The sequence below is a fragment of the Streptomyces sp. 17_S59 genome (assembly GCF_056930295.1).
The window spans coordinates 4,406,663-4,421,663 of record NZ_JBXOWD010000001.1 but is presented as its reverse complement, the minus strand read 5'-3'; the positions used below and the strand labels follow the sequence as shown (position 1 = coordinate 4,421,663).

14 protein-coding genes are annotated in these 15,001 nt (G+C 73.0%); 11 read left to right on the top strand and 3 right to left on the bottom strand.

Annotated features, from left to right (window positions below; genetic code table 11):
• Positions 1-74: 74 nt before the first annotated feature.
• Both AC1Z4A_RS20035 and AC1Z4A_RS20030 read left to right on the top strand, forming a co-directional pair.
• On the top strand, positions 75-629 hold the full coding sequence (locus AC1Z4A_RS20035; RefSeq protein WP_483680690.1) for a VanZ family protein: 555 nt from the start codon (positions 75-77) through the stop codon (positions 627-629).
• Between the two features lie 110 nt (positions 630-739).
• Positions 740-946, top strand: coding sequence for a PspC domain-containing protein (locus tag AC1Z4A_RS20030; protein ID WP_483680688.1), 207 nt, complete (start codon positions 740-742; stop codon positions 944-946).
• Between the two features lie 89 nt (positions 947-1,035).
• Here the strand turns inward: AC1Z4A_RS20030 and AC1Z4A_RS20025 are convergent, their stop codons facing one another.
• The gene (locus tag AC1Z4A_RS20025) at positions 1,036-1,467 is read right to left on the bottom strand and encodes a hypothetical protein (protein ID WP_483680686.1); all 432 of its coding nucleotides are present in this window, start codon (positions 1,465-1,467) and stop codon (positions 1,036-1,038) included.
• A gap of 184 nt (positions 1,468-1,651) precedes the next feature.
• Positions 1,652-2,812, bottom strand: coding sequence for an adenosine deaminase (locus AC1Z4A_RS20020; RefSeq protein ID WP_483680684.1), 1,161 nt, complete (start codon positions 2,810-2,812; stop codon positions 1,652-1,654).
• 104 nt (positions 2,813-2,916) lie between these two features.
• Between AC1Z4A_RS20020 and AC1Z4A_RS20015 the strand changes: the two genes are divergently transcribed.
• On the top strand, positions 2,917-3,723 hold the full coding sequence (locus AC1Z4A_RS20015) for an alpha/beta hydrolase (protein ID WP_483680683.1): 807 nt from the start codon (positions 2,917-2,919) through the stop codon (positions 3,721-3,723).
• A gap of 7 nt (positions 3,724-3,730) precedes the next feature.
• Here the strand turns inward: AC1Z4A_RS20015 and AC1Z4A_RS20010 are convergent, their stop codons facing one another.
• On the bottom strand, positions 3,731-4,753 hold the full coding sequence (locus tag AC1Z4A_RS20010) for a LysR family transcriptional regulator (protein ID WP_483680681.1): 1,023 nt from the start codon (positions 4,751-4,753) through the stop codon (positions 3,731-3,733).
• A gap of 45 nt (positions 4,754-4,798) precedes the next feature.
• Between AC1Z4A_RS20010 and AC1Z4A_RS20005 the strand changes: the two genes are divergently transcribed.
• From AC1Z4A_RS20005 to AC1Z4A_RS19970, 8 genes are all read left to right on the top strand, one after another.
• Entirely contained in the window at positions 4,799-6,103 is a 1,305-nt protein-coding gene (locus AC1Z4A_RS20005) for an MFS transporter (RefSeq protein WP_483680679.1), read from the top strand.
• 321 nt (positions 6,104-6,424) lie between these two features.
• Positions 6,425-8,836 carry a GMC oxidoreductase gene (locus tag AC1Z4A_RS20000; RefSeq protein WP_483680677.1) on the top strand — a complete coding sequence of 804 codons (2,412 nt, stop codon included), beginning with the start codon at positions 6,425-6,427 and terminating at the stop codon, positions 8,834-8,836.
• Positions 8,833-10,671 (top strand): hypothetical protein, encoded by a 1,839-nt coding sequence (locus AC1Z4A_RS19995; protein ID WP_483680675.1) that lies wholly within the window; start codon positions 8,833-8,835, stop codon positions 10,669-10,671. The genes AC1Z4A_RS20000 and AC1Z4A_RS19995 overlap by 4 nt, the downstream gene beginning before the upstream one ends.
• Positions 10,668-11,723 (top strand): alpha/beta fold hydrolase, encoded by a 1,056-nt coding sequence (locus AC1Z4A_RS19990; RefSeq protein WP_483680673.1) that lies wholly within the window; start codon positions 10,668-10,670, stop codon positions 11,721-11,723. Before AC1Z4A_RS19995 ends, AC1Z4A_RS19990 begins: the two co-directional genes overlap by 4 nt.
• On the top strand, positions 11,720-12,649 hold the full coding sequence (locus AC1Z4A_RS19985; RefSeq protein ID WP_483680671.1) for an acetoacetate decarboxylase family protein: 930 nt from the start codon (positions 11,720-11,722) through the stop codon (positions 12,647-12,649). The genes AC1Z4A_RS19990 and AC1Z4A_RS19985 overlap by 4 nt, the downstream gene beginning before the upstream one ends.
• Before the next feature lie 13 nt (positions 12,650-12,662).
• Positions 12,663-13,148: a hypothetical protein gene (locus AC1Z4A_RS19980; protein ID WP_483680669.1), complete on the top strand. Its 486-nt coding sequence runs from the start codon at positions 12,663-12,665 to the stop codon at positions 13,146-13,148.
• Entirely contained in the window at positions 13,145-13,552 is a 408-nt protein-coding gene (locus tag AC1Z4A_RS19975; protein WP_483680667.1) for a hypothetical protein, read from the top strand. Before AC1Z4A_RS19980 ends, AC1Z4A_RS19975 begins: the two co-directional genes overlap by 4 nt.
• Complete coding sequence (locus tag AC1Z4A_RS19970; RefSeq protein WP_483680665.1) at positions 13,549-14,898, top strand: patatin-like phospholipase family protein; 1,350 nt, start codon at positions 13,549-13,551, stop codon at positions 14,896-14,898. The genes AC1Z4A_RS19975 and AC1Z4A_RS19970 overlap by 4 nt, the downstream gene beginning before the upstream one ends.
• The last annotated feature ends 103 nt before the right edge of the window (positions 14,899-15,001 follow it).

Below are 15,001 nucleotides of genomic sequence, written 5' to 3'. Positions count from 1 at the left end.
GTCCCGGCGCGGGGTGCTGACTCTCCGTACGCGGCTGCGGAACCGCGCGCCCCGCGCGTCGCGTCATGGGGGGCGTGCAGCGTCATGGCTTCGGCGGTACGCCCGCCCTCCGATACCGCTACCGCGTGGCGGGCTGTGTCCTCCTGGCCGCCCACCTCCTGGTGATCGGCTGGCTCGCCCTGCGGCCGCTGACGGCACCGTGGGTGACCGCCGCGCGCCCGGAGCCGCTGGCCACGATCCGCGCGGACCTCGCCCTCGGTCCCTGGGCGGCGGCGCGCGCCATCGGGTCGGGGGTGCTGTCCTTCGCCCCGCTGGGGGTGCTGCTGCCGTGGGCGGGCGGGCGGATCGGCGCGTCCGCCCTGGGCTCGCTGGCGCGGACGGTCTTCACCGGGGCCATGCTCTCGCTGGCCCTCCAGGTGGTGCAGAGCGGTGTGGTGGGGCAGGTCCTGGACGTGGACACGCTGCTGCTCAACGTCACGGGCGTGACGCTCGCGCACCTCGCGGTGGTACCCGCGGTGCGGGCCCGGCTACGTCGCAGGATGGACGGGCGCCCTACCGCACCCCTACGCCGGGAGGAGCCGGATCGGGGTCTGACCCCGACGATCCCCAGGGTCGGGATCGCACCGTAGAGTGACGTTTTGCCCAGGGCGGCGACCGTAGCGTTGGAGTCGTCGGGAAACGTTCCCGCACCGATGACCGACCGATGACTACACGACACTGACGACAAGGAGTCGCCGCCATGTCCGCTCCGCTGGTCCGCCCCCGCAACCACAGGATGATCGCCGGCGTCTGCGCGGGCCTGGCCGAGCGGTTCGGCATCTCCCGCACCACTATGCGGGTGATCTTCCTGCTCTCCTGCCTGCTGCCCGGCCCGCAGTTCCTCCTCTACCTCGCGCTGTGGATCCTGCTGCCCTCGGAGAAGGGCGGCGCCGCCACCGCCTGGTGACCTGCGTGCACGCGGCGGCCGCGCACCCCGTTCGGGGGTGCGCGGCCGCCGCGTCGCTCTGTCCCGTACCGACGCGCTGTCCAGTGGCGTCAGCGCATGTTGTTCGGGGTGCCGAGGCCGGGCAGGGAGATCCCGTTGGGGGCGATGGCCTTGGTGGGCAGACCGCCGAGCAGGCCCGCGTTGCCCTTGTTGTCGGCGGGGGCGGCGGCCCGCTTGCCGGTGGCGGCGTCGGCGGCGTTGGTCAGCTTCTCGGTGGGGAGGCTGGGCGCCAGGGCGATGTCCAGCGCTTTGGCCGACTGCTCGAGCACTCCGGAGCGGATCAGCCTGTTGCCGGCCACGAGCACCGGCCCGCCGGCCGGGGCCACCGGGGCCACCTGCTCGATGGGGAGTCCCTTCGTCGCACCGGTGGCGGTGGTGGTGACCCCTTCGAGCGTGCCGGCCGACGCCGTGCCGGCGGCGCCGGCGGCGAGCGCGGCGCCGAAGGCCACGGCACCTAGAGCCTTGATGGTTGCCTGCTTCATCTGCGATCTGTCCTCGTGACGGGGGAACGGCAGGAAATGCCGGGCGTCCCCGCAACCTAGCCACGAGTCCGGCGGGCCCGCAATCAATGACACGAATACGAAGCGGCCGGGACTTGAAGTCCCGGCCGCATTCGCTGTATGCACCACCGGCCGCCCTCCGGGCACCCGGAAAGGGAATTGCTGGTCAGGCGGTTTCCGTCGCCGTCTGACGGAACAGCCACTCGGACTTCAGCTCCGCGTAGCCCGGCTTGATCACGTCATTGATCATGGCCAGACGTTCATCGAATGGGATGAAGGCCGACTTCATGGCGTTGACGGTGAACCACTGCATGTCGTCCAGCGTGTAGCCGAACGCCTTGACCAGGTGCTCGAATTCCAGGCTCATGCTGGTACCGCTCATGAGCCGATTATCGGTATTCACCGTGAGGCGGAAGTGCAGCCTGCGGAGAAGTCCGATCGGGTGCTCTTCGTATGAATTCGCCGCGGCCGTCTGGAGATTGGACGTCGGGCACATCTCCAGCGGAATGCGCTTGTCCCGCACATAGGAGGCCAGCCGGCCGAGCTTGACCGTGCCGTCCTCCGCGACCTCGATGTCGTCGATGATGCGCACACCGTGGCCCAGACGGTCGGCGCCGCACCACTGCAGGGCCTGCCAGATCGACGGCAGGCCGAAGGCCTCGCCCGCGTGGATCGTGAAGTGGTTGTTCTCGCGCTTGAGGTACTCGAACGCGTCCAGGTGGCGGGTGGGAGGGAAGCCCGCCTCGGCGCCCGCGATGTCGAAGCCGATGACGCCGGAGTCCCGGTAGCGGTTGGCCAGTTCGGCGATCTCCAGCGCACGGGCCGCGTGCCGCATGGCGGTCAGCATGGCGCCGACGCGGATGCGGTGACCGTTGGCGCGGGCCAGGCGCTCGCCCTCGCGGAAGCCCTCGTTCACGGCCTCGACGACCTCTTCGAGGGTGAGCCCCGCCTCCAGGTGCTGCTCGGGGGCGTAGCGCACCTCCGCGTAGACGACGCCGTCCGCGGCCAGGTCCTCGGCGCACTCGGCGGCCACGCGGACCAGCGCCTCGCGGGTCTGCATCACGGCGCAGGTGTGCGCGAACGTCTCGAGGTAGCGCTCCAGCGAGCCGGAGTCGGCGGCCTCGCGGAACCAGATGCCCAGCTTGTCCGGGTCGGTCTCGGGAAGCTTGTCGTAGCCGATCGCGGCGGCGAGGTCGACGACGGTGCCGGGGCGCAGACCGCCGTCGAGGTGGTCGTGGAGCAGCACCTTGGGCGCGCGCCGGATCTGCTCCGGAGTGGGAAGGGACGCCGTCTGGGCGGTCCCCTGGGAGAAGGTCTCGCTCGTCATTTCCGCACTCTAGCCCCTACGCGCGTAGATGTCGGCGAACGATACGGAACGGTGACCCATCGGCGGGGTGGACACCACCCGTCCTTCTGCCATCGTTGTCTGCCATGGTGCAGCAAGCGTTGCCGCAGCGAGATCCAGAAGGTCCGGCAGGCACGTCGAGCGCGTCCGGGACGGCCCCCCGGCTCGGCAGAGCACTGGGCGCCGGGCACTCCGGGAGGGCCGTGCACGCGGTGGCCCTGCTGCTGCCCGGCGGCAGCGCCACCGGAACCCGCCGCCCCTCGTCCTTCACGGTGGCGGCGCAGCGGCCGCTGGCCCGCCGGCTGACGAAGGCGGGCGAGTCCGAGGGCCTGGCCACCCACCTCGTCCGCTGGCGGCACCGCGGCTGGAACGGCCCCGCCGCCGATCCCGTGCAGGACGCGCGCTGGGCGGCGGACGAGATGGTGCGGCGCTACGGCGACGTACCGGTGTGCCTGGTGGGTACGGGCATGGGCGCGCGCGCCGCGCTGCTGGCCGCCGGGCATCCGGCGGTCACGGCGGTGCTGGCGATCGCCCCCTGGCTGCCGGAGCCGGAGGCCGTCCTCGACCCGGACCCCGTGCGCCAGCTCGTGGGGCGCCGGGTCCTGCTGGTGCACGGCACCAACGACGAGCGCACGGACCCCGACCTCTCCTACCGCCTCGCAGAGCGGGCCAAGAAGGTGAACCGCGACATCTGCCGCTTCGAGGTCCACTCCGACGGCCACGCCCTGCGCCAGCACCGCCCCGAAGTCCTGGCCCTGGCCACGGACTTCGTCCTCGGCTCGCTCTTCGGCCACCCCTACGCCCGCCCGGTGGCCGACGCCCTGGCGGCCCCACCGCCGCTGGGGTTGCGGATGCCGCTGGCGTCGGGGTTCGGGGAGTCGCTGCAGCACTGAGACGTGCCTAGCGGTGCAGCAGCAACTGCCCCCTCCGCGACAGCAGAAACCGCTTGAAGGCCGCCACCGGCGGGGTATCGGGATGCCCGTCCAGCCAGGCAACCCCGATCTCCCGCACCGCCCGCGGCGCCGTGACCGTCAACTCCACGACTCCCGGCCGCGGCACCGCCGGCGGCGGCAGCAGCCCGACCCCGAGCCCCGCCGCGACCAGCCCCCGCAGCGTCTCCGGGTCCTCCCCTTCGAACGCCACCTTCGGCGTGAACCCCGCCTCCGCGCACAGCGCATCCGTGATCTTCCGCAGCCCGTACCCCGGCTCCAGCGTCACGAACAGCTCCGCCGCCGCCTCCGCCAGCCGGATCCGCTTCCGCGCGGCCAGCGGATGGTCGTCCGGCACCACGAGCCGCAGCTTCTGCTCGTCCAGCCGCCGCGCGACGAGGTCCGGCGCGTCCGGCACGGGCGACGTCAGGCACAGGTCCAGATCCCCGCTGCGCAGCCGCTCGATCATCGCCTCGCCGTAGTTCTGCACGAGCTGGAAGCGCACCCGCGGGTGATCGGTCCGGAACGCCCTTATCAACTCGGGTACCGTCTCCGAGCCCATCGTGTGCAGGAAGCCGAAGGCGACCTTCCCGGTGGCGGGGTCGGCATCGGCCCGTACGGACTCGGCGGCGCGCTCGACCTCCGCGAGGGCGCGCTCGACGGTGGCGAGGAACGCGCGCCCGGCCGCGGTGAGGGAGACGGTGCGCCCGTGGCGGGCGAAGAGGTCGACGCCCAGGTCGTGTTCCAGGCGGGCCATCGACCGGCTGAGCGTGGACTGCGGCATACCGAGCTGCTGCGCGGCCCGGGTCACGTGCTCGTGCCGGGCGACGGCGGTGAACTGCGCGAGGCGCGGTGTGAGCGTGGCCGCCCAGGAGTCGGCGGCCAGCTCGGCCGTTGCCGTCGTATCAAAGTCTTGCGTAACACCTCTGTGGCCAGTTGGTGACAGAGGCGCCCCTGACCTGCGTTCATGCTCCACGGAATGGATTATGGCCATTCTGTGCATTGGACGCATCAAATGCGTCGTGCATACGTTTGATGCATGCCTCCTGCCGATACCGGGGCATCCACCGTCGTCATGCGGTCGGATGCCTCTGCCCCGTCGTCCCTTCAGAACGCCACCGCTACCGATGACACCCGGCTGGTCCCCGGCGGGCCCGGCTATCGCCGGATGAGCTTCGCGCTCTTCGCGGCCGGTGTCGCCACCTTCGCCCTCCTCTACTCCACGCAGGCCCTCCTCCCGGCGATCTCCGACGGCCTCGGTGTGACGGCCGATCAGGCCAGTTGGACGGTCTCGGCCGCGACGGGCGGCCTGGCCCTCGCGGTGGTCCCGCTCAGCGCCTTCTCCGAGCGCTTCGGGCGGCGCGCGACGATGACCACGGCGCTGTGCGTGGCCGCGCTGGTGGCCCTGCTGGTGCCGTTCGCCCCGGGTCTCGGCTGGCTGGTCGCACTGCGCACGGTGCAGGGCGTCGCCCTGGCCGGGGTCCCGGCGTCGGCGATGGCGTATCTGGCGGAGGAGGTCCGTCCGAAGGCTCTGGTGGGCGCGATCGGCCTGTTCGTGGCGGGCAACGCCATCGGCGGCATGACCGGCCGGATCCTCGCCGGCTGGGTGGCCCAGGCGTGGGGCTGGCGGGCGGGGCTCGCCGCGGTGGGCGCCCTGGCGGTCGTCTGCGCCGTGGCCTTCCGGGTGCTGATCCCGAAGGCCCGGCACTTCGCCCCGGCGGCCGTCTCGGCCCGCTCGCTGGGCCGCACGGTGGCCGGCCACCTCTCCGACCCGCTGCTGCGCCGCCTGTACCTGATCGGCGCACTCTTCATGACCGTCTTCGGCGCGGTCTACACGGTCATCGGCTACCGCCTGGCCGCCGCCCCGTTCTCCCTCCCCCAGGGTGTCGTCGGCTCGATCTTCCTGGTCTACCTGGTGGGTACGGTCTCGTCGGCGGCGGCCGGGAGGCTCGTGGGCCGCATGGGCCGCCGCGGTGCGCTGTACCTGGCGGTGGGCACGACCACGACGGGTCTGCTGCTGACCCTGGCGTCGTCGCTGGGCACGGTGCTGGCGGGCCTGATCCTGATCACGGCGGGCTTCTTCGCGGGTCACGCGGTGGCGTCCTCCTCGGTCAGCCACACCGCGAGGACGGGCCGCGCCCAGGCCTCGGCGCTCTACCAGACGGCGTACTACATCGGCAGCTCGGTGGGCGGCACGCTGGGCGCCCTCGCCTTCCGTGCGGCGGGCTGGGACGGCACGGTGGTGCTGGGCCTGCTGGCGATGGTGGGCGCGGCGTCGATCACGCTGTACGCGACGCGGCAGGCGATGGTCCGGCAGCGGCTGGTCGTGGCGGCCCGGCGCTGACGCGGGAGGGTTTGATTCCCCCACCCCGCCCCTTCCCGAAACTGGGGCTGCGCCCCAGACCCCGGGACCGCGCTGCGCGCGCCACGCGGCGGAGCCGCAAATAGAGCGCAGCCTCAAACGCCGGACGGGCTGGATTTCCAGCCCGTCCGGCGATTGAGGACCGGGGGTCCGGGGGCAGAGCCCCCGGGTTACGGGAAGGGGCGGGGTGGGGGAATCAAACCTGTCCCGGTGGGGCGAGCCCTTCGCGCACCGACCCGGCGCGTTTGCCGGTATGCACCATAAGACCCAGCATGTTCCTATGGGCCCGCAAGGGAAGCGTCGATGACGGCCCCGCGGCCCCGAGGCCGCCCCGGCGTCGACGTCGTCGATGCCGTCGTCGTCGGCTCGGGGTTCGGGGGTTCGGTGGCCGCCTGCCGTCTCGCCGAGGGCGGCCGGTCCGTGGTGGTGCTGGAGCGGGGCAAGCCGTACCCTCCCGGCGGCTTCCCGCGCAGCCCGGCCGGCATGGCCCGTAACTTCTGGGACCCCAGCGAGGGCATGCACGGGCTGTTCGACGTGTGGTCGTTCCGTGGCCTGGAGGGAATCGTCTCCAGCGGTCTGGGCGGCGGTTCGCTGATCTACGCGAACGTCCTGCTGCGCAAGGACGAGCGGTGGTTCGTGCACGAATCGCCGCTGCCCGGCGGCGGTTACGAGAACTGGCCGGTCGGCCGCGCCGACCTCGACCCCCACTACGACCGCGTCGAACGGATGCTCGGCGGCACGCCGTACCCCTACACCGACACGCCGAAGACGGTCGCCATGCACGAGGCCGCGGAGCGGCTCGGCCTGCACATCTCGCGGCCGCCCCTCGCCGTCACGTTCGCGCCGGAGCCCGGCGGGGAACCGGTCCCAGGGGCGCAGCTCCCGGAGCCCGAGTACGGCAACATCCACGGACTGCCGCGCAGCACCTGCCGGTTGTGCGGCGAGTGCGACGTCGGCTGCAACTTCGGCGCCAAGAACACCCTCGACCACACCTACCTCTCGGCGGCGCAGCACCACGGCGCCGACATCCGCACGCGCTGCGAAGTGCGCGGCTTCGCGCCGCTGCCCGGCGGCGGCTACGAGGTCCGCTACGTCGTCCACGACCCGGCCCGCGAGGGCCGGCCGACCGCGACCGGCCGACTCCCGGTGCGGCGGATCGTCTGCGACCGCCTGGTGCTGGCGGCCGGCACGTTCGGTTCGACGTACCTGCTGCTGCGCAACCGGGCGGCGCTGCCCGGCATCAGCGGCGCCCTGGGAACCCGGTTCTGCGGCAACGGAGACCTGCTGGGGCTGCTCGTCGGGGCGACCGCGGGCAGCGTCCGGCGCGAGCCGCGCAGGCTGGACGGCAGCACCGGCCCGGTGATCACCAGTGCCGTCCGCGTCGGCGACGAGGCCGACGGGGACGGCTCGTCGGGGCGCGGCTTCTACATCGAGGACGCGGGCAACCCGGCGTTCGTCGACTGGCTCGCCGAGACGACACAGATGCCCGGCGCCATCCCCCGCGCCGTGGCGTTCGGCCTGCACCGGCTGCGCTCACGCCTCGGTCTGAGCCCGCAGAGCGACATCAGCGGCCAACTGGCCCTGCTGCTGGGGCCGGGCACGTTCTCGGAGTCGTCGCTGGCGCTGCTCGGCATGGGGCGCGACGTGCCGGACGGGCGGATGCGCCTGCGCCACGGCTACCTCGACGTCGACTGGACCACGCTGACGTCGCGCGGCTACTTCGAGCGCGTCCGGTCGGCCATGCGCGACGTGGCCGAGGCGCTCGGCGCGGAGTTCCACGACAACCCGCTGTGGTGGTCGCGGAGGGTGATCACCGTGCATCCGCTTGGCGGCGCCCCGATGGGCCGTCACCCCGCGGAGGGCGTCTGCGACTCCTTCGGCGAGGTCTTCGGCTTCCCGGGGCTGCACGTGCTCGACGGCTCGGTGCTGCCCGGGCCGGTGGGCGCTAACCCGTCGCTGACGATCGCCGCGGTCGCCGACCGCGCCTGCGACCGGATCCTCGAGGAGCCCGCCGGGCGGCGGTCCGCAGCCGGCGCGCCCGTACCGGAGACCACGCCGGGCGCCACACCGGACACCGCACCCGCCGGGAGCGCGCCGACCAGCCTCTCCTTCACCGAGGAGATGAAGGGGTACGCCGCCCTCGGCGCCACCGACCCCGAGGAGGGGCACGCACTCGGGCGCTCGCGGCACCAGCGGCTGAGCTTCCGGCTCACGATCACCGCCGCCGACGTGGACCGCTTCGTCGCCGACCCGGCCCACGAGGCCGCCGCCGTCGGCCACGTCGACTGCGACCTCCTCGGCGGCCGGCTGCCGGTCGAGCGGGGCTGGTTCAACCTGTTCACCCGCGGCACCGACCCGGCCCGGCGCCGGATGCTCTACCGGCTGCACCTGCGGGACCCGGGCGGCAACCCGCTCACGCTCGTCGGGCACAAGGACGTCCACGACGACCCCGGCACCGACCTGTGGCACGACACCTCGACGCTCTACGTCCGCCTGCTGGCCGGGCACGTGACGCCGGACGGCGACGACGCCGCACCGGTGCTCGGCGCAGGGATCATCGTCATCCTGGTCGGGGACTTCATCCGGCAGCTGACCACGTTCCGCGTCGTGGGCCCGCATCCCGTGCGGGCGCTGGAGCGCTTCGGGCGGCTGTTCCTCGGCGAGCTGTGGGCCGTCTACGGCCCGCGTCTCATGAGGTCCGGTGAACCGGCATGAACGTCCGCGAACTGCGCGAGCACGCCCGGGACCTGGGCTTCGTCCCGCAGGACCCGGTGCGGTGGCTGGCGCCGGGCCAGCTGGCCCGTACGGCGGTCAAGGTCGTGCTGGCCGGCGTCTTCGCCGGTTACTCGGACAAGAGGGAGATCCAGGGCGCGCTCGCCGCGGACCTCCTGGAGGCGCCGCTCAGCGAGCCCGGTGCGCAGCAGATGTGGCTCGACTACGTCGCCGACCTCGGCGACGGCTTCGACGCGACCGCCTCGGTGGCCTGGGCCCTGGCCGCGGAGAGCGTCACCGCCGACCACCCGGGATCGACACAACCGCCGCTGCCCCGCGGCTCGTTGCTCGTCCTCGGCGGCGACGAGGTGTACCCGGTGGCCTCGGCGACGGGGTACGAGGACCGGATGAAGGGGCCGTACCGCGCCGCCCTGCCGGCGGCGGACGGCCAGCCGCTCATGGTCGCGCTGCCGGGCAACCACGACTGGTACGACGGCCTCACCGCGTTCCTGCGGGTCTTCGCCCAGCAGCGGCCCATCGGCGGCTGGCGGACCCGGCAGACCCGGAGCTACTTCGCCGTGCGGCTGCCGCAGCGCTGGTGGCTCGTCGGGCTGGACAGCCAGCTCGGGTCGTACTTCGACGGTCCCCAGCTGCACTACTTCGAGACCCACCTGTCGGCGAACCTGCGGCCGGGCGACGGCGTGATCGTCTGCGCCGCCGAGCCCAGCTGGGTGAAGAGCGCCGAGAAGGACGCCGACGCCTTCGACTCGCTGCACTGGTTCGACCGCAATTTCATCCGGACCCGCATCGATCCGGGGACCGGGGAGCGGGTGCCGACGCACGCGTCGGTCCGGCTGTGGCTGAGCGGCGACAAGCACCACTACGCCCGCTACGCCGAGCGGCTGCCCGAGGACCCGCCGGGCTCCGGCGACCTGCCGCCGGACCCGCGGCGGCGCCAGATGGTGACGTGCGGGACGGGCGGCGCGTACCTGGCGGCGACGCACCGGCTGCCGCGCACGCTGACGCTGCCGCCTCCCGGCGCGCGGCTGCGGGACAGGGACGGCACGCCGTCCGTCTTCTCCCGCGCACCGGCGACCTGCCCCGGTGCCGCGGAGTCCCGCCGCATCGCCCGGCGCCTCGCACTGCCGTGGTCGCCGTACTGGCTGCCCCGGCGCAACCCGGGGTTCGCCAGGCTGGCCGCGGGCCTGCACGTCGTGCTGTTCCTCGTGGTGAGCTTCCTGTTCGCGCTGGCCGTCGACGGGCACCGGCCCGTCGACGCCGTGCGCGACGCCTCTGCCTGCGACCTCGGCCGCTTCGTGGGCCTGAGCCTGGCCGCCATGGTGGTCCTGCTCGTACTGGGCCGGGCCGACCGGCTGGTCCGGCGGCGCGGGCACGCGCCACCGTCCCACCCGGCCGTCGCCGTGCTGCTCCAGCTGGTGGTCGCGCTGGCGGCCCTGGCCGGCACCGTGGCGCTGCCGTTCCCGGCCTCCTGGCCCGGGTGGGCCGTGCTGGCGGTATGCCTGTGCACCGCCGGTGCGGTGGGTGCGGCCGTGGGGTCCGAGGCCTTCGCGCTGTGGGTGCTCTCGGCCCGCCGCGGCACCGTCGTCGAATGGCAGATGTCGGGCCAGTCGATCGAGGAGCACAAGGGGTTCCTCCGGCTGCACATCGCACCGGACGGCGCCCTCACCGTCCACCCGCTGACGCTCGACGGCGTCTGCCGCGACTGGGAGCTGCGGGACGACCCGGCCGGCGGGAAGCGCCCGGTGCCCGTACGGCCGCCGGCCGTACGGCTGATCGAGGACCCTGTCGTCATCGCCCGGGAGGTGCGGTCACCATGACCGGCACACCGAGCCGTCCCACGACCCGCCGCGACCACGTCACCGAGGTCCGGCCGCTGACCGCGCTGGACGGCACGCCGCTGACGCTGGTGCGCGTGCGGGGGCGCCACGCCCCCACCCGCGGCCCGGTCCTCGTCGTGCACGGCGCCGGGGTGCGGGCCGAGCTGTTCCGGCCGCCGCTGCCCCGTACGTTCGTCGACGCCCTGATCGACGACGGCTGGGACGTGTGGCTGCTCAACTGGCGGGCCTCGATCGACCTCGACCCGGTGCCCTGGACGCTGGACCAGGCGGCGGCGTACGACCATCCCGCGGCGGTGGCCCACGTGCTGTCGGCCACGGGCGCGGACCGGCTCAAGGCGGTCGTGCACTGCCAGGGCTCGACGTCGTTCATGATGGCGATGGCGGCCGGGCTGCTCCCCGAGGTGGACACCGTGGTCAGCAACGCGGTGTCGCTGCACCCCGTCGTCCCCCGCTTCTCGACCTTCAAGATCCGCTACCTGGCGCCGGTCATCAGCCGCGCGCTGCCGTACCTCTCGCCGGCTTGGGGAGACCGGCCGGAGGGCCTGCTGTCCAGGCTGCTGGTCCAGTCGGTGCGGGCGACGCATCCGGAGTGCCGGAACTCGGTGTGCCGGATGGTCAGTTTCACCTACGGCAGCGGCCGGCCCGCCCTGTGGTCCCACGCGAACCTCGACGAGGCCACGCACGACTGGATCCGCGGCGAGTTCGCCGACGTCCCGATGACGTTCTTCGCGCAGATGAACCGGTGCATCCAGGCCGGTCACCTGGTGCGGACGGAGGACATCGGGAGTCTGCCGCGGTCCTTCGTCGCGCAGGCGCCGCAGACCGACGCCCGGTTCGTGCTCCTCGCCGGCGAGGACAACCTGTGCTTCCTGGCCGACAGCCAGCGGCGCACCTTCGACTTCCTGCGGCACCACCGCCCCGGCCGCGACAGCCTGTACGTGCTGCCCGGCTACGGCCACCTCGACGTCTTCCTCGGCCGCCGCGCCGCGGCCGACACCTACCCGCTGATCCTGAAGGAGCTGGCCCGATGACGCCGTTCCTGTCCCTCGCCCGGCTGGCGCTGTCGGCCGTGCCGTCCCCGTACCCGCGCAGGCAGCGGCGGCTCGCGGGACGGTACGCGCTGGTCGACGGCATCCCCTTCGAGATGCCGGTCGACTCGTCCGACACCCCGTGCCTGATGGCCGCGTTCACGGTCGACCGCGCGGCGGCGGCCCGGCTGCTGCCCGGCGGCGAAGTGCACCCGATGGCCCTCCCGGGCGGCCGCGGAATGCTCCTGATCACCGTGGTCGACTACATGCGCACCGACATCGGCCGCTACATCGAGTTCTCCATCGCCCTCGCCTGCACCCACGGGCCCCGGCCCGCGCCGCCGCTGCTGCCGGGGCTGCTGCGCGGCGCGTTCGGCACCGGCCAGTACGTCGTGGACCTGCCGGTCAGCAGCGAGGTCTCGGTGAAGGGCGGCAAGGGCATCTGGGGGATGCCCAAACACCAGGCCAACCTCGACTTCCGGATCACCGGCTCGACCGTGTCGAGCGAGTACCGGACCGACGGCCGCCTGGGGATGCTCATCGAGATGGAGCGCCCGCCCGCGACGGCGCTGCCCCTGCGGGTGACGGCGGCCAACTACTGCGCCTTCCGGGGCATGCTGATGAAATCCTTCGTCTACTTCGAGGGCGCCGCCGACGTCGCACTGGGCAAGCGGGCCCGGGCCCGTCTCGTCGTCGGCGACGCGCCGCAGGTCGCCGCGCTGCACGGCCTGGACATCGCCGCCGCCCCGCTGTTCACCTGCTACCTGCCGTCGACCCGGGGCGTCCTCGACGACCACTTCGAGTCCTGGTTCCTCACCAGCCCAGAGCCCGGGCAGACCTTCGGCGAGCCGCTGACGAGCGTCGTCGGGCTCGGCCTGTCGGAGACGTGGCTGGACCCGCCCCGCACGGATGCCGGGGCGCGGCCGTGAACGGGGCACGGCCGTGAAGGAGATCCTGCTGCTGGTGAACGCGCTGTACTTCCTGTTCGGCGCGACGATGTACATGGGCACCATGTGGGTGCTCCGGTTCTTCCTCTATCCCACCTGGCGGTCCCTGACCCCGGAGAACGTCTACGCCCACTTCGGCGTGCCGACGCTGCTGGCGACCAAGTTCTTCACGTTCGTCGTGCCGCCGATGTTCCTGACCGGGATCGTGCTGGTGTGGAGCGAGTGGGGCAGCTGGTACGTCGTACTGGCGGCGGTCTGCCTGGCCGGCATCACCCTGCTCACCTGGGTCGGCCAGCGGCTCATCATCCCCGTCAACAAGAAGATCCGGGGCGGGGAGTTCGACGGCGCCGCCGGGCTCACGCCCTTGCTGCTGCGCTGGATGCGGCTGAACGACATCCGGTTCGTCGGCTCGACGGTGACCTGGGTGGCGATCGTCTGGTACATCGTCGGCAGGGCCGACCTGCTGGGGGCGCTCCCGTGAGCGTGCTGCCGGCCCGGGTCACGGGCGACCCGCTCCGCCTGGTGCTCGTGCTCATCGGAGGGGTGACGGTGCTGTCCGGCGCGTGCCAGCTGGTCGCGCCGGGGCCCGAGCTGGACCTGCTGTCGGCGGAATCGGCCGCGACGGACAGGCATCTGTTCGCGACCGTCGGCATGTTCATGGTGGTGATCGGCGGGCTGCTCGTCCAGGGGCTGCTGTCCCCCGCGCCACCGCCGTACCTGCTGCTCTGGGTGGGGCTCCAGAAGTTCGGCGCCTTCGCGCTGGTGACCGCCGCCGTCGCCCGTGACCTCTTCGGCCCGCTCGCGCTGCTGGTCGCGGCGTTCGACCTGATCACCGCCGCGCTCTGCTGGTGGATGGGGCGACGGCTCGCCGAGGGGACGCCGTGAAGCGCTCGCTGGTGCTGGCCGGCGGCGGGATGCGCGTCGCCTGGCAGACCGGTGTGGTCCGGGCGCTGCGGGAGCGCGGGATCGCCTTCGACCACGTCGACGGCACCTCGGGCGGGATCATGACCACCGGCATGCTGCTGTCCGGGCAGGATCCGGCGGAGATGGGCCGCCGGTGGTCCGCGCTGCACGTCCACGACTTCAGCTCGCTGCTGCCGCTGTCGGACTACCTGCGGGGCCCGTGGTCCCTGCCCGCCCTCGGGAGCGCCGACGGGGTGGTGCACAAGGTGTTCCCGGCGCTCGGCATCGACGTGGCGGCGATCCGGTCCGCTCCGCTGCGGGGCACGTTCAACGTCGTCGACTTCGTCACCAAGACGTGCGTGGCCGTGCCCAACACGGAGGTCGACCTGGAGTTGATGGCGGCGGGCATGTCGCTGGCGCTGTTCATGCCGCCGCTGCGGCGCGACGGGCACGTGTGGACGGACGCGGTGTGGGTCCAGGACGCCAACGTGGGCGAGGCGCTGCGGCGCGGCGCCGACGAGGTGTGGCTCATCTGGTGCATCGGGAACTCGCCGTACTGGGGCGACGGCCCCCTGGAGCAGTACGTGCACATGATCGAAATGAGCGCGAACGGGGCGCTGTTCGCCGAACTGGCCGCCGCGGAGGCCGCGAACCGTCCGTTCACCCTGCACGTGATCAAACCGGCGTACCCACTGCCGCTCGACCCGGAGTTCTTCGCCGGCCGGATCTCGGCGGACACCCTGGTGGCCATGGGCTACCGGGACGCGTGGGACTACCTGGACGGCGCGGCCCCCTCGGGCGTGGCGAAGGACCCGTCGTGCACGACGATGCGCGCCGCGCCGCGCGGGGTGCGGTTCCGGGAACGGATGCGGGGCGAGGTCGGCGGTGCCGGGCTGGTGCTGGACGTCACGGTCGAGCTGCCGCTCCCGGCCGACGGCACCGCGTCGCCGGGCGCACGGCTGGCCGGCCACGTCGACCACGAGCCGTGGGGCGGTCGGGTGCTGCTGGCCGGCGGCCGCGCCGAGGCCGACGCCACCGGGCTGACGTACGTCGCGCGTGCCCTGCTGGGCGGCGAGTGGCAGGAGGTACGCGCCCGCCGCGAGCTGACCCACGACCGGACCCTGGACCTGTGGTCGCCCGAGACGCGAACTGTGGACTTCCGGGCGGCCGACGGAAGCGCGGGCCGACTGGAGATCGGCCTGCGCGACGCCGCCCGGGCGCTGGCATCGGTGGAGCCGGTGGGAGCCCACGGCTTCCGGGCCCGCACGGAAGCCGTGGCGGAACTGGCCAGGATCGGGCTGCGGCGGGCGGTGGGGGGCGGCGGGTGATCCCACCGGGGATCTCCGATCTCTCGGTTCACACCCTTGGTTCACACCCTTGGTTCACACCCTTGCCGTGTGGGGCTGAAGTTGGGCGGCGGATTCGGTACGG